Source organism: Reichenbachiella sp. (assembly GCF_039944555.1).
GTDB lineage: Bacteria > Bacteroidota > Bacteroidia > Cytophagales > Cyclobacteriaceae > Reichenbachiella.
Genome location: NZ_JBDUYN010000007.1, coordinates 1,204,596 through 1,224,812, shown reverse-complemented (window position 1 = coordinate 1,224,812; position 20,217 = coordinate 1,204,596). Strand labels below are relative to the sequence as shown.

Below are 20,217 nucleotides of genomic sequence, written 5' to 3'. Positions count from 1 at the left end.
CTTAACTATCGAAGCTATGAAAAAGGTAATCTGTTACAATCTAAAGAAAGCGATATACTATCTGAGAAACCTCAACATTAAAGATATTTCGGATTTCGAAATTCGAAACCCGGAATACATACTCATTGAAATCTCAGAAAGGGAAATAGATCCATTGAGATTGGGTCTAATTGTAGACAAACTCAATTTGCGACAAGAAAAAATGAAATGTGGGTATTAAAATTTCGGATAAACTAATAATCCGTCACGTCCCGATCCTATTCATTACCTGTTCGGTGATGCGGTTGCAACGCTGGCCACCGAAGGAGTAGAGATTCATCCCGTCCATGCTTTTTCTTAGTACTTCTTGCAATGCTTTTTTAGCTCTGAACAGGCGCACTTTCACATTCTCTTCGCTGATATCTAGCGCATGGGCTACCTCACGGATATTCATGCCCTCGAGTTCTCGCATCACGAAGACAGAGCTGTATTTTTGCGGTAAGCCATCTATTGCCTTTTCAATGACCTCTTGCATGTTTTTTCTGATTACTTGATGCTCGGCACTTTGCACCTTTTTTATATCAGGTGAAACAATCTGATCCGAGAAGGCATCCAGTTTAGAGGTTTTATTGATGCTCGCGAGTGCCTCGTTGATCAATATTCTAGTTAACCAGGTACTTAATTGAGAACGCCCTTCAAACTTTCCTAAATTCTCATAGGCCTTCACATAGGTTTCTTGAAGGATATCTTCTATGGCATCTTCATCTTTGACGTACGTACGGGCAATCTTGTACAGTCGTTCGTTATACCTTCTCATAATTACCTCATAAGCCTGTTTTTCTCCTCCCAGTACGCGTCCGACAATAGATTCGTCGGTGATGCTAGGGTCAGCGGCTAAGGTCAAGGCAGATGTAGGGGTGTAGTGCATGGTATACTGGTTATTATTTGAGATTAGAGTGGTTCTAATAATAAAAGTTACAAAAAAAGAAGGGTTTTTGTAACTATTCGCTGCACTACTGATCTAACCCTAAAATCTCAAATATCATGATATACACGATCATAATACTTTTCGCCCTGGCCGCAGTGATTGGCCTGACCATTCTGATGAAAGTGCTCAAGGGAGCTACAACGTCAAAACCAGCAGTCTACGCACATGGAGCACTCGCAGCTATAGGCTTGGTGCTGCTCATTGTTTACTATATGTCAAATCCCGGAGGCCTGATGGTTCCACTAATTCTTTTTGTTGTGGCAGCGCTAGGTGGATTCCTGCTGTTTGCCAAAGACATTGGAGGAAAAACCGTACCCAAGCCACTGGCACTGATCCACGCCGGAGCAGCGGTGGTTGCTTTTTTGCTATTATTAATGACTGTTCTGTAGAAAGCTAAATGTCGATTTTGAGCAGGTTGAAAGAGAAAATGCATCCGGTACATGTGGTACTGGTGCATTTTCCATCGGCGCTATATCCGTTCTCTCTGGTCATGGATAGTCTGGGGATTTACCAATCGAATTTGTCTTTTTCAGCATCCGCGTATTACGCTCTTTTATTCGCCTTTTTATCCTCCTTATTGGCCGCTCTGTTCGGCATTATTGACTACCTGAAGATTCAGGCAGAAAGTAAGGCTTTTCGCACGGCTTCTATCCATGGCGCATTGAATGTGCTATGGATGTTTGGTTTCGCGGTTGCCATTAAACTTAGGTACAATCATTTCAACGCTGATGAACAGCCTTCTATGATCTATATATTCACTTTGACCGTCTTGGTTATCGGGATGGCGTTTTCCAATCATTTGGGTGGAGACCTGGTCTTCAGACATAGAATAGGCGCAAAAAAAAGCAACCCACCTATCGATACTAAAAATCGCTGATTTTAAGTGCGACAGACGGGTGCTTACTGAACCGCTATTTGATGTTTTATGGAATCAATTATGTTGATGTCGACATATTCTTTTAGCTCGTCTTTGTGACGTTCGGGCGTTGGACAGCGCATACTCAAAATCGAGGTTCTTTCTGATTTGATCTCGAATAGTGCTGGCTTCAGTATAATCATAGAACGAATTGATTTTTTTATCTGCCATCGTGCTACCGCTGGCTTTGTCTAACTTCAGCACAAAGTGTGTGAAACTTTCGGCAATATCCTCTCCCGGGTTTGAGGCAGCATAGCCTGTCACAAAGCGGCTTTTGTATTTTTCGTATAGATTTTGACCAGACGATTGACTTTGTGTAAGCTCTGCGTAGATATCTTTCCAGAAGTCATCGAAAAAGGAATTTAAGTAAGAGCTGCTCTTGGTGCATCCTTCCCCTGTGAAAAATGAAGAGCAGGAAGATTCCGAAATCTTTGAGTCGATCTGACCGGCGTGTAGCGTAAGTAGATGCCCGAACTCATGAATCATGGTATAGCCGGTTTCGGGTTTGTCCATAAAACCATCTATATATAGTGCAGTGAAATTAAGCCCCATTTCCCAGGCCGAGAGATCTTGTGCGTTCTCATCTACGGGAGCCACATAAGCGGCATAGTCGGCATTGTCGTCTGCCACCAGTACCAGGCGTTTCAGTTGTGGTCTGGCGCTCTCAGGAATCAATTTGGTGAAATAATTCCAAACTTCTTTGTGTTTCTCCTTGCTGGCATAAATGGCATAAGATGCATTCACACTGTATTCCTTGTTGAGCGTGATCTCATTTCCATTGACGTTGTAAATAGCCACAATACCTTCAGCGGACGTTTCCCCAGTGGGAGTCGGAGTTGGCGTAGGGGTTGGTGTAGGCGTTGAGCTAGTCTTGGATTTACTTGGTACTACCTCATCGTCATCGTTACAAGCGCTTAGGATGGCAAATACTAAAACCATCAATAATACTATTCTTAAATCTTTCATATCCAGTAATATTTAATTGCTTTTGAACATATACTACTGTGGATATAAGTTTTACCCTACTTTGACGCCCAAATAATTCGAATCTCCCGGGCACCCTGTTAGGGTCCAGACCCTAACAGGGTGCCCGGGAGGGGAGCTGGTTATCTTCTGACCGATTATTTGTTAATAATCAGTTTAGTCAAACTATTTGGCTTGTCCTCGGAATCAATCTGGATTAGATAAACTCCATTGCGCAAGTCCTGAAGATTCAGTACCAGCCGCTGTTCGCTGACTTCAGCGAGGTGATGACTCAGCACTCGTTTGCCTTGAAGGTTCATGACATGAATATCAGTTTTTTGGCCCATCCTGGTAGTCAGGTCAATGGTTACCGATTGTGAAGCTGGATTTGGGAACACTGTTTCAGGTTTAATATTTTGGACGTCATTTTCTTCCTCATCAGGAGCCACCTCCTTTGTAGCGGTGCTCAAAGTACGTGCTCCACTCGAACCGCAAACTTTGATTTCGATATCATCTATGTATACCTGATCGTGGTTGGATGAGGCGTCGCATCTAAATCTCAGTTGCGTGTTGCTTGTGAATGCAATATTGGATACTTCGATCGTTTCATGGTATCTCTGGTTGTTGACAAATTCGTCTGTATAGTTCCACTCCTCCACTGTTGAAAATGAACTGCCGCCATCAGTAGAGACCTGAAGCCAAAAATCCTCGCTGCTGTTGTCCATGGAGTTGGCCATATATGAAAAAGAGACTTCTATAGACGAATAGCTTAGCAGGTTGAGGTCATCAGTCGTCATGACCGATTCGCTGGTATTGTCCCTCAGTCTGATGGAATAGCTACCGGAGTTGGCAAAAATTGCATGCTCGTTACTTCTGTACGAATCGTTTCCGCCGTCATTCCATATACCCCAGCTACTTTCAAAATCTTCATCGTCCAGCTCACTACAAGTCGTGATCACCGTGATAAGGCTTGTCCGGGAAGCGATGTCATTTCCCGCGGCATTAGTGGCCGTCAGTGACACCGAATAAGTACCAGCCGTGTGGTAGGTCACAGTGGGATTTGGTTGTGAACTCGTCGCCGGTGTCCCCCCGGCAAAACTCCAATGCCATTGGTAAGGGTGTGCGGTAGACAAGTCTGTAAAGGAGACAGATTGCCCTGCGGCAATATCGGTCAGGTCGGTAGAAAATGCCGCTATCGGAGCACCAAAATCGGAGCCGTTTACTTGTGCGCCAGGAGAATACAAGCTACCAGAGGAATGGGTAGTGGAGGAATGCTTGACCAGCGGTGCCGTACCCAACCAATCTGAGGATCGTGTCACGGACTGGTTGTCATTGGCCTCCGACCCGGATATATGCATGGCTACTAAGTTACCGGCCGCATCACGAACTTCGATGATCTCACTGGTATTGGTGATGCCCAGCGCCCCTGTGGATGCGGTTTGGACCAAGCTATTGCCAAATGTACCAGCAGGTGTACCACCACCGAATAAGACCACCGCCTGTCCCGGCGCTAAAGTCGATCCAACAGGGAAGACATGACGAAGCTGGTATTGCGAGTTCGCATCGTAAACCTGGTATCCGGCGAGATCAGCTGCATCGCTTCCGATATTGACGATTTCGATAAATTCATCATGGGATGAATTCCTGATCCCGTCACCATTGGCATCTCCGCTGATGTCACTGGCAGGATCGGCGTGTATTTCGTTGATGAGCAGGAATGGGGAATGAATGGATGAAAAGACGGACCCATTGACGCGCGTCCCAGGTGAAAACAGTGCCCCACCAGAACCGGACGCGGAACTGTGTTGTGACATGATGGTATTTGATCCATCCGGCGATCGGGTGATGGATTGATTGTTGTTGCCTTCACTGCCATAGTTGTAGGACATAATGGATTGACCATAAGCATTATGTATCACCAGGGTCTCATTGGAGTTGGTAATGCCCAGTGTTCCGGTAGAGGCAGTTTGAATCAGGCTATTGCCAAATGAACCATTAGGGGACCCACCACCAAAGATGACTATGGCCTTACCGGGTGATAGTATGGTACCGGTGGGAAAAACATGTCTCTGCAAAAATTGGGAGTTGGAATCATAAATTTTGAATCCGCTAAGATCAATAGGTACTGCTGCCGTATTCACCAATTCGATAAACTCATCTTCGGAAGAATCCCTGATACCATCTCCATTGGCATCTCCGGAAGCTCCGCTAGCTGGGTCCGCATGAATTTCATTGATCACCAGTGCTGTAGGAAATACGCTGGCAATGGCATTACTTACTTTTGTCCAGCCGGATACATCGCTTCTCAATCTCGATTTTTCCTGCTCCAGGTGAATAAATCGACCGTTGTTTCCGGGCGACGCATCCAGGCACGGGTTTGTGGCGGCGTTGATCAATCTGCCTTGGACATTGGTCGTGCCGGTCAGCTTGGTCCAATTGTCCAGGTGGGCAATCTTGAAAGTCAAATCACTATCTTGTGAGTACAAGGCATCGCGCAGTTGAAGAAGGTAGTCTGTTCCTGTAGGCGCCAAACTCGTGCCATTGCTCATGATGACATGAGGATCGGAGCTCGTTTTGAAAAAGCCATGCAACTGTACAAAAATGGAATTGGAAATGGCATGAAGCAACAGCTCTGTGGTAGATTGAAAGGGCGATTTGATATTATGGGCATTGTCCGAAATTCTATAGGTATTCGGTGTGCCACTGCTACATGCCTCAGTCGTTCCTGAGCAACTTGATGAGATGCCACTATTGCAACGATGCGTTCCACTGAGTGTTAAGGCACGGGCATGTGTTTCTCTAAACACGTAAGCAGCTTGAGATCCGGTTTTAGAGTCAAACTTGGGGTGAGGAGCTTGTAGTATCAGGTTTGGACGCAAAGGTGCCGTGTTGAGCACATAAATGCCCCAGTGATTAGTAGAACCAGATAATTTTTCTGCCATATAATAGACTGATCCACTCACGTTGTCTGTGTATTTAACAAGGCGATAGTTGAGTTTAGACAAAGTAGCGTGTGATAAGGCATACTGGCCATTGATCAATTCAATCATTGCTTGAGCCCAGAGGTTACTTTGAGTGGTGGTTGGTTCGCTGAAGTCGTTGGCGTCTTTGCCTGGTAAGGCAGCTAATCGACTCTCGATGTAGGCCAGGAAGTCGCCAGAGGCTACTTCTTGAGCACGTACAGACAGGATGGATGCGCATAAAATTAATGCTAGTAAAAATCTATTCATATGATCTAATTATTTGGTTATCAATAAGAAGACAGTAGAATTTAGATTTTGTACTATTAGCTCTATTTTTAATGGACTGATTACGAGTTAGTTGATGAGTTTTGCAAGGAATGAAATACGGGATTGCGGTGAACTACACTCTAAAAATATTGCGTAATGAGTCCGAAGTCGGCGCAAAATAATTTTTTTGAATAAAAAGCAGAAATCAACAGTACAATATGAAAAGTATGCCGTCTACCCAGTAGATGACACCAAGAATGCTTGAGCCTTTCTCGTTGTAAATGTTTAAAGCGTACGTTTTGGTGCTATTTTGGTAAATCTCGCCAACAGCTATATTTTTGTAAGAAGTAAAGATGGCTCAGCAGAGACATCTTTGGATATGAATTAAGGATGAACAAGTCAAATACGGTAGAGGAATTTATTTCCGATGAGGAATTTCAAAATTGGTTTTATTCTAAGGATAGAATGGATCCGATCCAGAAATTTTCCATTGCTAGTGAGGTAGAGCAGAAGATCTTTGATGAAGCTGTCATCGTCATGGAGAATCTCAGACCTGAGAAAAAGGCTGTTGCCAAAGAGGTGGTGCAAGCAGAATGGCAAAAAGTCCAGTCTATTCTTGAAAAGAGTACATCAGACCAACAAGTTATAGTCGAAGAGAGCCAACCGGCCGCCAAATCACGTTTTATGCCAATCATGAGGTATGCGGCAGCTGCTGTATTGCTCTTACTTGGATTTGCCTGGTTTCAATCACAACCTACAGAGACTGGTCAAACCTCGACCCATGTGACCAACTACCAGGAGAAATTAAACTTTTTACTTGCCGATGGAACCGAAGTAAATCTGGCATCACATTCATCGATGCGATCAGCTATTATTGATGGAAGTCAACGCGAGGTGTGGTTGGAAGGGGAAGCTTTTTTTCATGTGACTAAGCGCCCGGATCAGGAAAATCCTGAATTTGTTGTACACGTTGGCGGATTGGATGTCGTAGTATTGGGTACGCAGTTCAATGTATTACAAAGAAATGAAAGCGTCATCATCGCACTCAAAGAAGGCAGTGTGCGACTAATGGGCAAGGGAAATAAGGAACTATTAATGGCGCCAGGAGAGGTAGTCCATTTCGATTTGACAGACCATACCTTTGAAAAGGGTAGCAGGGATGATGCCTATTACTATGCCTGGCTAGAAGATAAAATTATACTAGACGAGACTACGTTGCGAGAATTGTCAGTCGTTATTCAGGATAAATTTGGAGTAAGTGTCCAAATCAAAGAAGAAGCGCTCCGCAATAGAAAACTTTCTGGCGTGGTTCCTGATAAAGACCTTCAGGTGATTATCAACGCCATCAAGAGCACGCTCGACGTAAATGTAGACTATGAAAATAAGGATATTGTGATTTATTGATCCCTCATTTTATGCTAATAGGTGTGTCCAGTTATCGGTTTTCCCTATTTCTTTTATGCCTTGCCTTAGTCTTCACCCAAGACCTCTCTGCCCAAAATACACAATCATCAAACGATAAGGTTTCCGATTCTTCCAAGCCGCCTTTTAAGACCTTACTTCAGCAGCTAGAATCTCAATATCGTGTTGGATTTATCTATGAACCTGATGTAATCGCAGAAAAAACCAGCACAATTGCTTTATCGTCCGACCTTGACTTGAACGAGGTATTGGCTCGAATAGAGGCAGTCTCACCCTTACAATTTATTCAGATCTCTGCGGATACCTATGTAATCAAAGAACTTGAAATCAACACGGCTAAAGTGGAGATCGCAGGGCAGGTTAGGTCCGAAGCAGATGGTATGGCCTTACCCGGTGTGACTGTCTTGATCGACGGAACTAACGCCGGTACAGTAACTGATATAAATGGAAAATATAGCATTCAACTGAACCCGACCGATACTAAGCTGACCTACAGTTATCTCGGTTATAAGAAGCAGGAACTGTTTGTTGACCAACAGGCAGTGCTCAATGTAGCCATGATTCCGGATCAGACGCAGCTGTCCGAAGTGGTAGTGACTGCAACCGGATTGGACAGGCAAAAGAAAGAACTGGGTTATTCCGTTCACAATGTATCCACCGACGACGTCATCAATTCACACGAGTCCAATTTGGTAAGTGCTATTAGCGCCAAAGCTGCAGGCGTTCAGGTTATTTCCTCTTCGGGCTCACCGGGAGCCTCAGCGGACATCAGAATACGAGGACATAAATCTATCAATTCGACCAACAGCCCGCTTTTTGTATTGGATGGTATGCTGATCAGTAATACTACCTCTGGTAACACGGCCTCCTCTGTAGATGTGTCTAACCGGGCCATAGATATCAATCCGTACGACATAAAAAAAATCACGATTCTCAAGGGGCCGGCAGCCACTGTGCTATTTGGCTCCAGAGCAGCTAATGGCGCCGTAATGATTACTACGCACAGAGGTATAAAAGGGAAGCCCGTGATCAATTTTAGTTCGGAATTTGGTGTGTCCGAGGTAAATAGGCTGCCGCCAAAACAGAACATTTACGCACAGGGCAGGCCCAGATTTGGCGCCTGGACTTATAGAGGACCAGAAACAAATGAAGCGTATTCATTTGGTCCGCTGATTAGTGAATTAGAGTTCGACGGCGATGGTCAATATCCCTATGACAAGAATGGTAGACTTGTCGCTGCTGGTCAAGGTAATGGTGTACCAGCTAAGGCATATGATGATTATGGTTCTTTTTGGGTACGAGGCAATCGCTTTGATAACAATCTATCAATCACTGGTGGATCTGAGGCAGTCTCGTATTATTTTTCTTTTGGCCATCTTAAAGAAAGCGGCATAGTTCCTGGCGCTGATTTTGGTAGAACTTCACTCAAGGCCAACGTCGATTTTGAGTTGAATGACCGAATGAGTTTAGGGGTTTCTACCAGCCTGGTTAATTCAGGAGGTAAGAGGACACGTCGTGGCTCAACGATATCAGGAGTGACTATTGGATTGTTCAGAAACACACCGACCTTTGATATTGGCAATGGCAGTCAGGGAAAATCTGCCTTAAATGATCCTCTGACGTATCAATTGCCTGACAAAACCCAACGGGCCTATAGAGCCAATGGTTCTTACGACAATCCCTTTTGGTCAGTGGCCAAAAACCCATATGAGGACAATGTCAACAGAATCATTAGTACAGTAAACACCAACATCGAACTGCTATCATGGCTGTCACTGGTCGCCAAGGTGGGATTTGATTCGTTTACAGACAGCCGGGATTTTGCCTGGGATGTCAATTCAGCATCCGAACCCAGGGGAAGAGTGGATCAGGTGACTCGTATATCCAGACGAATCAATACCGATGTTTATCTCAATATGGACAAACGGCTCACCGATTGGCTCACCTTTCAGGGCACTTTGGGTCACAACTACTATAGTCAAAACTTTGAGACGAAGTCTTCCGCAGGTAGGCAGTTTTCGGTAGCTGGATTCTTCGATATCAGCAATGCGACAGATGTATCTTCAGATCGATCCTTGTCCAGAAGCAAATTGGCAGGTGTATTTGTTGATTTGAATATGATCTATAAGGATTTTCTATTCCTTCATTTCGCTGGCAGAAATGATTGGTCCTCTCGTTTACCCAAGAACAATAATTCCTTCTTTTACTCCGCCGCAAGTGTTGGTTTTGAATTGATGAATGCGTTCAAACACCAGTCTGATATCGTAAACCGAATAAAATTGAGAGGTTCATTTGGTCAGGTAGGAAATGCTCCGCAGATTTATCAAACACAGGATTTCTACAGAAACAGTATCATTGATGGTGACGGTCAGCTGCAGCCTTCTAACTTCCCTGCCTTTGGTATCAATGCCTTCGAAAGGAGTGGCAGGAAAGGCAACGACAATCTCAGACCAGAATTGACCACAACACTTGAATTAGGCGGTGATTTCGTATTGTTTGACAATAGGCTCAGCATGGACTTTACTTATTACCGGGCGGTTACTTCCAGTGCCCTGGTGACTATTACCGTACCTGCACCCAGTGGCTACACGTCTATTGTCAGAAATACTGGTGAAATGCAGAATAAAGGAATTGAGTTTGCCTTGCAAGGCAAGCTAATTGATAATTCTCATTGGAGCTGGAATATAAGCATGAATTTTACGCGTAACCGGTCGTTGGTCAAGTCTCTGGCTCCGGATGTGGATAACGTTTCTCTCGCTTCATTTTCTAACATTTCTTCACTCAACATTCCCGGGCAGGCTTATGGAGTTTTCAATGGCAACCGCTACAGCTATGACAGTCAGGGGCGCCTCTTGATTGGCTCTGATGGTTATCCGTTGGTGGATGCCGAACATGGTTTTGTAGGAGACCCCAATCCGGATTGGACAGCAGGCATTAGTAATCAGATCGCCTATAAACAGTTTTCGCTTTCATTTTTGTGGGATATCAGAATGGGTGGTGACCTATGGAATGGAACCAAGGCTGTCATGAACTACCATGGCATATCTCAAGAGTCTGCAGACCAAAGAAACATACGCGGTTATGTGTTTGACGGAGTGCATGAAAATGGCGAAGTCAACACTACACCTATTGATTTTGCGAATCCTCAAAATGGTTTGAGCGGCATTCTCTGGCGAAAGTATGGCTTTTTGGGTGTGGCCGAAGAACACATAGAAGATGGATCCTGGGCTAGGTTGAGAGAGCTAAGTATCACGTATGAATTGCCAAAAAAAATAATCGACCGCCTACCTGGCTTTAGTAAAATAGCCCTGTCTGTGTACGGCAGGAACTTATTGCTCTATACCAATTACACCGGGATAGATCCTGAAACCAATCTGCGAGGGCCATCCAACGCCAAAGGCTGGGATTACTTCAATTTGCCCAATACCAAAAGTTATGGAATCGTATTAAAAGCCAGAATCAATTGATTTCAAAATGAGCTGGAAAAAGAACATAGCAATATACATGGTGCTGATCAGTTGGTTGTCGAGCTGTGATTTTGGTAATACCAATTTAGATCCCACTACCCTTCCTGATGTGGAGATACCCGTGATTTTGCCTTCGGCTTTGGCACAAACCGCCCGAAATATATCTTCGATTGGTGCTAGGGTCACCGGATCGGTGATTCAGCATTTCAAAGGTATAGAGGGGCAAACCGAGTCTTATTCTGTGTATTTGATTGACGAAAATACGATGGATGAATTTTGGAGGACAGGACTCTATTCAGCGGCCATGCGAGATTGTCATACGATCATTGAAAAAAGTGAGGCAGTCGATGCGCCTCATTATTCAGGTATTGCCAAAATATTGATGGCGATGAATTTAGGTATAGCCACTACCTTTTGGGGCGATGTACCCTTTCAGGAGGCATTTGTTAGCAATAATTTCAAACCGTCTTATGATACGCAAGAGGAAATTTATGAGCATATACAATCCTTATTAGATCAGGCCATTGAAGATTTGTCCGGTCCGCCAGGCGCACTTCGTCCAGACCAAACAGATCTGATATTTGGCGGAGATGCTAGTGCTTGGACTGCTACGGCAAGAGCACTTAAAGCCAGATACTACCTGCATTTGTCCAAACGCCATACAGAGGCGGCCGTAGATGCATTGAATGCGTTGGATGCCGGGGCAGAAATGACCGATGAAAATGTACCCTGGTTTCCCTATGGCAATAGCCAAAATGAAGCCAATACCTTCGCCTTTTTCGGAGACGACCGCGCCAATCAACTGGCCTTAGGAGATTACTTGTTCACACTAATGAATGCGTACGGTGATCCCAGGTTAACCAAGTATGCCGTTAGAGAAAATAATGATTATTTGGTATACCAACGAAACAATAGGGACCTGTTTTGGACGCAATTTGAGTCTCCACTTCCACTCATTTCTTATACGGAGATCCTTTTTATCAAATCTGAATGTAATTTGAGGATCGGAAATTTGGCCCAGGCCGACGCCTTTTTGCAACAAGCCATTGCCTCTAATATGAATCTTATGAGTATCGCTGACTACAGTGCGTACCAAGTCAGCATTGGTGATCTTTTTGATCAACCTACCTACGAAGATCAGCTGGAATTCATCATGGAGCAAAAATATGTGGCGCTCTTTTCACAAGGAACACTGGAAAGCTGGGTAGATTATCGCAGGACAGGTTATCCAAGGCTTGATCCTGCCGCTGATGCCAATGAAAGCTTCAATCCATCCAAGGTCGTGCCAAGGAGATATTTGTATCCGATAAGTGAACGAAATGCCAACCTTGAAAATATGACGCAAGCCATTGAACGCCAGGGGGGACACTTACTCGATCAAGATTTGTGGGCTTTTAGAAATTAAGCGTTCAGGCTTGAAGACCACGCTTAGGTAATTGTGTTTTCACTACAAATTGGGTCGATGCTATTGGGCAGACATCTAATATTCTTGGATTTTCTAAACACTTTTTAAAAGTAATATTATTTTTGGCTGTTGCTGGCATCTAAAAAAAGAGAAATACGTCCGGCATCACGCAGCACATAAGGATGAGAATAGAGGAGAGCCAACATGAGAAGTATGAGTCACTAAAAGATCAGGAAATTTGGAATCTTATTTCTCAATCGGATATGAATGCGCTGTCTTATATATATAATCAGTACTACAGTGACTTGTATTATTTTGGTTTAAAATGCTCCAAAAATGAGCAATTGAGCAAAGACTGTATTCAGGATCTATTCATCAAGCTTTGGGAAAAAAGAGAGAAAATCTCTATACAGTATACCATTAAATCTTATCTGATTACGGCGTTGAGGCGCACCATTCTAGACAAGTTCGCCGCAGAAAAGAAAATAGAGACCAAAAATCAGGAAGTTTTCTTAGAAAACGACGTAAGCCTCTCTGTGCAAGACTTGATTATCTATCAAGAAGCTGACGAAAGCATGAAGAAACAAATGGAGACCGCACTCCAAAGCCTGACTGCCAAACAAAAGGAAATTGTTTACCTAAGATTCTATCAGGAAATGAGCTATGATGAAATCGCAGAATCCTTAGATATCAAATATCAGTCTGTCAGAAACAGTATTTATGAGTCGATGAAAGTCTTGAAACGATTGCTGCTGGTACTGACACTTTTATTTGCTTAGTATTTATAAAATTCATGCCTTATTCCTATCGTTATTGGCTCATTTCAGGCTAAATCTGACTTTTTTATTAAAAAATAAAAAAAATCGCAGTACAAAATTGCTAAGTGATAGTCCTATCTACAAATGATAGGAAAAAGTCAGCATATCTCATTCATACAGATTCAACATGGATCTCCAATAGTTGGTGCGATGACCCAGCCTGTCTACCGACCAGATGCCTACATACCCTCAACTAAAATTTGAAAATCATGAAAGACACCTGTTCGTATTGCGATAGCCTCAAAATGGCGATTCCGGGGGACAATGTATGTTCGGTACATGGCGCTGGCGTAAATGTCAAATCTTCCGGAAATTCATTTTATATCAAGTCAAGAAAGTTAGCATCTGGTCAGCATGTATCTAGACTTACCATTCGCGGTGTATTAGACGGATATCAGCACTATGATGTTGGAGACAAAAAATACAGACTCAGTCCTGATAATTACTTAGTGGTAAACAAAGGTGAGAAGTACTCCAGTGAGATCAATTCAGTAGCACCCATAGAATCAGTCATTGTCGCCTTTGGAGACGACGTGATAAACGATGTCAAGCGTACCCTGAGTGAATCACAGGTAACGTTGTTAGATGATCCCTTTGACTCCTCATACATGGCAGATCATATTGTAAACGGAGTGTATTCCCAAACACCTGCCATATCTAGACTATTGACTGAATTGAAAGAAGCCATTCTCAGTGGTGATCAAGAGGCCAATTATTTTGAAAATATGCACTATTCTTTGATGCTGCTTTTAGTTAAAAATCACTTTGGTATGCTCGGTGAGATAGATGAACTAGCAGATGTCAAAAGAGAAACCAGAATCGAAATGCATAAGCGCATACGAGTGGCAAAGGATTATATGGATTCACGCTTTACACAAAAATTGACCTTACAAGAAATTGCAAGTCATTCAGCACTTTCTACCTGCCATTTTCTAAGATCCTTCAAGCAGCTGCAAAAAATTACGCCATATGAATACCTCACTCAGGCACGTTTGAAATATGCAAAATACTTGTTGCAAAATTCAGATATGTGTGTGCAAGCGGTCACTCAATCCTGTGGCTTTGACAGTCACAGCTCCTTTAGCAGACTATTCAGAAAGAGGTTTCAGGTAAGCCCGAAAGAATACAGGAATCCAAGGCAGATTTTAGCAATATCTGCATAGTTAGTTCGCAAGATTGGCATAGCCAAATCATGCGTACATCGATAATTTCGTTCAGGCATAATAATAGACTGATGGCGAATCGAACACGCAATTTCTATCATCGAATTTATGGCCAATCTAAGAACTACTGAAAGCAACTAAACACGCATGAAAAACAGAATAAAGGTACTGCAAATAGGAATGGGACCGTTAGGCGTGAAGATATCAGAATTCATCGCCCAACGCAGAGGTATTATGACTACTGCAGTGGTAGATAATAACCCCGATTTGGTCGGCAGACCCCTGCAAGACCTCAATCATAAAGCACACCCGGAATTGATCATCAGAGAGTCCGTTGCCAAGGCGATTTATATCGCTAAGCCCGATGTGGCGGTATTGACCACCTCGTCCACGATGGAACAAATTTATCCACAGATTGAGGAGATCTTGAAACACCGAATTTCTGTGGTTTCTACTTGCGAAGAACTGAGCTATCCCTGGGATTGCTCGCCGGAGTTGGCTTCTAGAATAGACGAATTGGCCAAGAAACAAAAGGTATCCGTACTGGGTACCGGGGTTAACCCTGGCTTTTTGATGGATGCGCTGCCGTCCTTTATGACTGCTCTCAATCAGGATGTAGAGAGCATTAAGGTCAAAAGATATCAAAATGCTGCTTATAGAAGGAGACCATTCCAGCAAAAAATTGGTGCTGGGCTTGCTCCCGATGAATTCGAGAAGAGAAAAAATTCTGGTCGTCTTAGGCACGTAGGACTTACTGAATCCATTCAATTCATTGCCAACTCACTGGGTTGGGAGCTCACCAAGACTACAGACGAAATACTTCCTGTCTTGGCCGAAGCAGATGTACAACATGACCAGATTCAGATCAAATCTGGCAAGGCGACTGGCGTGAGGCAGATCGGAACTGGATATATCGGTGATGAACAAAAAATTAAACTGGAATTTCAAGCTGCTGTTGGTGAACAATCTTCCTATGACGAAATAGAAATAGTAGGATCACCCAACATCAAATCAAGAATAGACGGAGGCGTGAATGGCGATATAGCCACTTGTGCCATTACGGTCAATGCGGCACGACAAATTCTTAACGCCAAGCCTGGTCTACGAACCATGGCTGACATGCCCATGATATCTTATTTCAATTGAGAAACATAAAATAAATTATGATGAATAAATCTTTACATAAACTAATCTTAGTCTTTCTGTTGACCCTTGGTCACCAGGGGCTTCACGCTCAGCAGACCATCACAGGTTCGGTGAAGGACCAGAATGGTCCGCTGATAGGCGCGACGGTTCAGGTAGTCGGCACGACACTGGGAACCGTTTGTGATATTGACGGACGCTTTACGCTCGATGGAGTAACTTCGGAGTCCACGCTTTCGATCAATTTTATCGGATACGTGACACAGACGGTCAACGTAGGAAACCGATCAGTGATAGACGTGATCCTTGAGGAAGATGCTGCCCAACTCGAAGAAGTTGTGGTCAGTGCACTCGGCTTTAAGCAAAAGAGAGACAATCTGGGATCTACCTATTCGAAAGTCAAATCTGACGATATCGTTAGATCAGGAGAAGCCACTTTGATTAACGGATTGTCAGGAAAAGCCGCCGGTGTTAAGATCTCTCGAAGCAATGGCGACCCGGGAGCTGGATCTTCTATTCAGATTCGGGGCCAAAACACCATTGGAGGTAGCACGCAGCCATTGATTATTGTAGATGGAGTGCCGTTGGGAAACAACAACATTTTGGGATCTGGTAATGGCATTACTGGGGGAAGAACAGGAGGTACTTCCCAGCAGTCAAGACTGAATGATATCAATCCCAATGACATCGAATCCATGCAGATTTTGAAAGGAGCGTCAGCGGCTTCTTTGTGGGGATCTAGAGCTGCTAACGGCGTAATTGTCATTACTACCAAAAAAGGAAAGTCTGGTAAGCCAACGATCTCCTACAATGTGACCTATTCCATGGATGAGATCAATAGAAGACATCCGATTCAGAATACTTACGGACAGGGAGAAAACGGCACCTGGATTGCCAATGCTGCCAATTCTTGGGGTGATAAAATTGCGGATAGAACAGGCGGAGGAGATGAGGTAGACTTTTTTGGTGAACGATTTGTATCTGCAGATGGGACTACTCATTATCCCATCACTAATAAAAACTCAACGGCCACCTATGCGGATCGAAACTTCGATCAGGTCTTTCAACGCGGACACTTCGTACAGCATGACTTAAGCGTCAGTGGTGGTAATGAAAAATCCACTTTCTTTTTCAGCTTTGGCAAGCTCAATCAAGATGGAATCATTAGAAATAGTGATTATGACAAGCACAATCTTAGGTTGAACAATGATACTCGATTCAACGACTGGCTCGGTATGAGTACCAAAGCCTCCTATGTCAACATTCAATCTAATAGAATTCAGCAAAACTCTAACCTCTCTGGTATGTATCTGGGCTTGCTCAGAACGGCTCCTGATTTTGATAATTCGGATTATATCGGAACTTACTACAGTGCAAGCGGAGAGTCATTTCCAAGAAGACAGAGATCATATAGGAGTTATTTGGGGGCAAGAGAAAACCCAACCTATTCCAACCCGCAATGGACGACAGATGAGCAAATTGCAAGTTCTGATGTCAACAGGTTCTCCATTACTCCACAATTGGATATTGATCCGACCTCATGGCTGAATTTCACCTTTCGTGGAGGAGTAGATTTTTTCTCAGACAAGCGAGAGTACTTCTTTCCTAAAAATTCAGCTTCGTCTCGAAACGTGGGAATCTTCGCCGAAGACGTGATTAGAAGAAGACAAGTGAACTTTGATGCGATAGCACGCACTTCCTTCGATATCAATCAAAACATTAATCTGGAATCTACCATCGGGTTCAACTATAATGAAAGAACAGGCGAATCTCAAAGCTTGGAAATCCGAGATTTTCAGGTCAACACCAACTTCCCTACCTATGACCTCACCACTGATCAGGCGGCCTCTTCATTGGGTAAGTCAGCGTTTATCAGACGATCTAATCGTGGATATGGCCTGATCTCTTTGGCACTTTATGATCAGGTCAATGTCAATTTGAGTGGTGCACTTGAAGCGGCTTCTACCATAGCTGACAATTTCTTTTATCCATCGGCAGATGTGGCCTGGAGGTTTACACAATTGCCTGTGTTCGATAATATTGGTGTACTGTCATTTGGTAAGCTGAGAGCTTCCTGGGGTAAAGTGGGCGTTCAGCCTTCTGCGCATAAATCGCAGACTCTTACAGACGCAGGTTTTTCCGCCAGCTCATTTAGCGATGCCTTAGATGTATCGTTGTTTGGCGGTGGCTACCGTTTGGACGATGACAAGGGCAACCCTAATCTGAAACCCGAAATTAAGACTGAGTATGAGGTGGGAACAGATTTGCGCTTTTTTGACAATAGACTGGGCATCAACTTCACTTATTACTACAATAAGATCGAAGATATTTTGCTCGATATCCCAGTGCCTTCTTCCACCGGGTTTTTCAATCAGTACTCCAACGCTGCGACCATGGAAAACAAAGGGATGGAAGTAGATCTGAATTACGACATTATAAGAAATTCAGATTGGACCGTGGGTATCACCGCTAATTTCAACAACAACGAAAATACTGTACTAGACCTCCGTGGCGCAGAGTCTATTGATTTGTCTTCTCAATCAATTAGTTCTAGAGCAGTTGCCGGCCATTCTTTGGGTGCCTTGTGGGCAACACAGGCGAGTAGAAATGATGACGGTACATTAGAATTAGATGCCAATAATTTCCCTTTTGCTGGAACAGAGCTGGGTGTGATAGGCGACCCTAATCCAGATTGGAGAGGGGGTATCGGCTTCAATGCAAAGTGGAAAAACTTAAGTCTGAATGTACTCTTTGAACATTCTCAGGGTGGACAGTTTGCAGATAGAACGAGAATTGTACTCTACAGATTTGGAACACATCAGGATGTATCCAATGAGGTTACGCTAGAGCAAGATCTTCGAAATGTGAACGGTATCTTATTTCCAGCAGGAAGTGTGGTACGAGGCGCAGTACATGATTTCGGCGGAGGACCCGTGCTACTGGACGAAGCTTGGTATACTTCACGCGGAGGAGGATTCGGATCAGGTGTCATTTATGACCTTTTGATCAGCGAGGATGCCAGCTGGACCAAGCTAAGAGAAGTGTCACTGAGCTATACGCTCAACAACAATTGGTTGCAAGAGACCTTGAAGTTGAGCTCCGTCCAATTCACAGCGACAGGTCGTAACCTGCTCATGTGGACAGATATCGTGGGCGTAGATCCTGAATCAAGTCAATTCGGAGTGAGCAACGGATTCGGTGTGGAGTATTTCACTAATCCGAGTACAAGATCTATCCTGTTCTCACTCAAAATAACTTACTAATCATTAAATGACTGAAATCATGAAAAATTATAAATACATACTATTATTTGCCACGCTGTACCTGGGTGCAGCTTGCACAGATCTAGTGGATGATGTCAACGATGATTTGACAGAACTCTCTGCAGATGTGATTCCACCGGAAAAATTCCTCACAGGGGCTCAGTTGGCCAATGTGCTGGCTCAAGTAGGTCATGCCAATAGAATCAGCGGTTTGTATACCGGACAGCTCACAGGGTTTGCGGCTCAGTACAAAAACATCTACGATTATACCTTGACCTCAGAGGAGACCGAATCTACCTGGAATAGAATCTATCAAGGGGTGGTGCCACAAACGAGGTTGATTATCAGTAAGTTGGAAGGCGAAAATGCTTTACTTCATGGCATATGTCAGGTAATGGAAGCCCATGTAATAGGCACGGCTGCTACCTTGTTTGGAGATATTCCGTATGAGGAGATATTTATTGAGGGCTTAGAAGATCCAAAATTCGATGAACAGGCGACTGTTTTAGCCAATGTTCAATTGCTATTGGATGAAGCGATTGATAATTTGAATGTAGCCGCCACTGGAGTGATCTCAGAAGATATCTACTACAATGGTGACAAGCAAAAATGGCTGGAGACAGCATGGTCGTTGAAAGCCCGATACTACATGCAGACCAAGGAGTACAGCAGTGCATACAGTGCCGCTCAAAATGGTATCTCCACCGCTTCAAACAACATGAACTTTATTCCAATAGGAGACTCCAGCATCACAGGAAGTAAAAACACCTACTTTACGTTGCTCAATGGCTCCAGAGCCGGGGACATAGGTACGCAAGGCAGTTATTTCAGTGGATTACTTGATCCTTCGGGGACAACGAGTAGAAATCACGCTAAAACTGACGAGACGGCGCGCTTTGAATACATGACCGTTGACCAAACCGATGGGGTGAGTAACCGAGGCGTGGCTAGTGAATTTGAACCACAGCGAATGGTAACTTATGAAGAAACCATGTTGGCACTGGCAGAAGCTGGTGCGAGAACCGTAGATTTCAATACGGGATTGGGGCATCTCAATACCTATCGACAGTTCCTCAATACCGGAGCTTTTCTCAATGTGCATTTCAATGCAAGGCCCTATACGTATAGTGATTATATTGAAGCTGATTTTCAAGCTGGAGGCCTCGAAAACGCGGACAACATTGCTCAAGATAGAGCACTGTTGCGAGAGATTATAGAGGAGAGATATGTCTCAGGGTTTATGACCTATATGCCTTTTGACGACGCCAGAAGGTTGAGGTCGGCATCCGAGTCTGACATTGCGGTTAGCATTCCTTTCAATACCAGTACCGCCACTGTACATCCGGAAAGGCTTGTTTATCCTGACAATGAGATCAATACCAACGCTAACATACCGTCACCATTACCTGATTTGTATACGGTGACAGATATCAATCAATAACAGGACATAAATATTTTCA

At 43.9% G+C, this 20,217-nt stretch carries 14 protein-coding genes; 11 read left to right on the top strand and 3 right to left on the bottom strand.

The window, feature by feature from the left end; translation table 11 throughout:
- The first annotated feature begins 16 nt into the window (after positions 1-16).
- Entirely contained in the window at positions 17-220 is a 204-nt protein-coding gene (locus ABJD64_RS13785; protein ID WP_348179479.1) for a hypothetical protein, read from the top strand.
- Between the two features lie 24 nt (positions 221-244).
- On the opposite strand, the gene ABJD64_RS13780 is transcribed toward ABJD64_RS13785, so the two are convergent.
- Positions 245-907: an RNA polymerase sigma factor gene (locus ABJD64_RS13780; RefSeq protein ID WP_348179478.1), complete on the bottom strand. Its 663-nt coding sequence runs from the start codon at positions 905-907 to the stop codon at positions 245-247.
- A 116-nt stretch (positions 908-1,023) separates the two neighbouring features.
- Between ABJD64_RS13780 and ABJD64_RS13775 the strand changes: the two genes are divergently transcribed.
- Positions 1,024-1,356 carry a hypothetical protein gene (locus ABJD64_RS13775; protein ID WP_348179477.1) on the top strand — a complete coding sequence of 111 codons (333 nt, stop codon included), beginning with the start codon at positions 1,024-1,026 and terminating at the stop codon, positions 1,354-1,356.
- Positions 1,357-1,373: 17 nt separating this feature from the next.
- On the top strand, positions 1,374-1,844 hold the full coding sequence (locus ABJD64_RS13770; protein ID WP_348179476.1) for a DUF2231 domain-containing protein: 471 nt from the start codon (positions 1,374-1,376) through the stop codon (positions 1,842-1,844).
- A gap of 54 nt (positions 1,845-1,898) precedes the next feature.
- Here the strand turns inward: ABJD64_RS13770 and ABJD64_RS13765 are convergent, their stop codons facing one another.
- The gene (locus tag ABJD64_RS13765; protein WP_348179475.1) at positions 1,899-2,849 is read right to left on the bottom strand and encodes a hypothetical protein; all 951 of its coding nucleotides are present in this window, start codon (positions 2,847-2,849) and stop codon (positions 1,899-1,901) included.
- Between the two features lie 155 nt (positions 2,850-3,004).
- Complete coding sequence (locus tag ABJD64_RS13760) at positions 3,005-6,076, bottom strand: lamin tail domain-containing protein (protein ID WP_348179474.1); 3,072 nt, start codon at positions 6,074-6,076, stop codon at positions 3,005-3,007.
- A gap of 390 nt (positions 6,077-6,466) precedes the next feature.
- On the opposite strand from ABJD64_RS13760, the gene ABJD64_RS13755 reads away from it, so the two are divergent.
- The 8 genes from ABJD64_RS13755 to ABJD64_RS13720 all read left to right on the top strand — a co-directional run bounded on the left by ABJD64_RS13755 (position 6,467) and on the right by ABJD64_RS13720 (position 20,198).
- Positions 6,467-7,480, top strand: coding sequence for a FecR domain-containing protein (locus ABJD64_RS13755; RefSeq protein WP_348179473.1), 1,014 nt, complete (start codon positions 6,467-6,469; stop codon positions 7,478-7,480).
- 11 nt (positions 7,481-7,491) lie between these two features.
- Positions 7,492-10,965, top strand: coding sequence for a SusC/RagA family TonB-linked outer membrane protein (locus tag ABJD64_RS13750; protein ID WP_348179472.1), 3,474 nt, complete (start codon positions 7,492-7,494; stop codon positions 10,963-10,965).
- 7 nt (positions 10,966-10,972) lie between these two features.
- Positions 10,973-12,370, top strand: coding sequence for a SusD/RagB family nutrient-binding outer membrane lipoprotein (locus tag ABJD64_RS13745; protein ID WP_348179471.1), 1,398 nt, complete (start codon positions 10,973-10,975; stop codon positions 12,368-12,370).
- A gap of 182 nt (positions 12,371-12,552) precedes the next feature.
- Complete coding sequence (locus ABJD64_RS13740; protein ID WP_348179470.1) at positions 12,553-13,149, top strand: sigma-70 family RNA polymerase sigma factor; 597 nt, start codon at positions 12,553-12,555, stop codon at positions 13,147-13,149.
- Positions 13,150-13,397: 248 nt separating this feature from the next.
- A complete protein-coding gene (locus tag ABJD64_RS13735) occupies positions 13,398-14,351 on the top strand; it encodes an AraC family transcriptional regulator (protein ID WP_348179469.1) in 954 nt (317 codons plus the stop codon).
- Positions 14,352-14,498: 147 nt separating this feature from the next.
- Positions 14,499-15,497 (top strand): hypothetical protein, encoded by a 999-nt coding sequence (locus ABJD64_RS13730; RefSeq protein ID WP_348179468.1) that lies wholly within the window; start codon positions 14,499-14,501, stop codon positions 15,495-15,497.
- A 17-nt stretch (positions 15,498-15,514) separates the two neighbouring features.
- Positions 15,515-18,757 (top strand): SusC/RagA family TonB-linked outer membrane protein, encoded by a 3,243-nt coding sequence (locus ABJD64_RS13725; RefSeq protein ID WP_348179467.1) that lies wholly within the window; start codon positions 15,515-15,517, stop codon positions 18,755-18,757.
- Positions 18,758-18,776: 19 nt separating this feature from the next.
- Positions 18,777-20,198: a SusD/RagB family nutrient-binding outer membrane lipoprotein gene (locus ABJD64_RS13720; RefSeq protein ID WP_348179466.1), complete on the top strand. Its 1,422-nt coding sequence runs from the start codon at positions 18,777-18,779 to the stop codon at positions 20,196-20,198.
- The last annotated feature ends 19 nt before the right edge of the window (positions 20,199-20,217 follow it).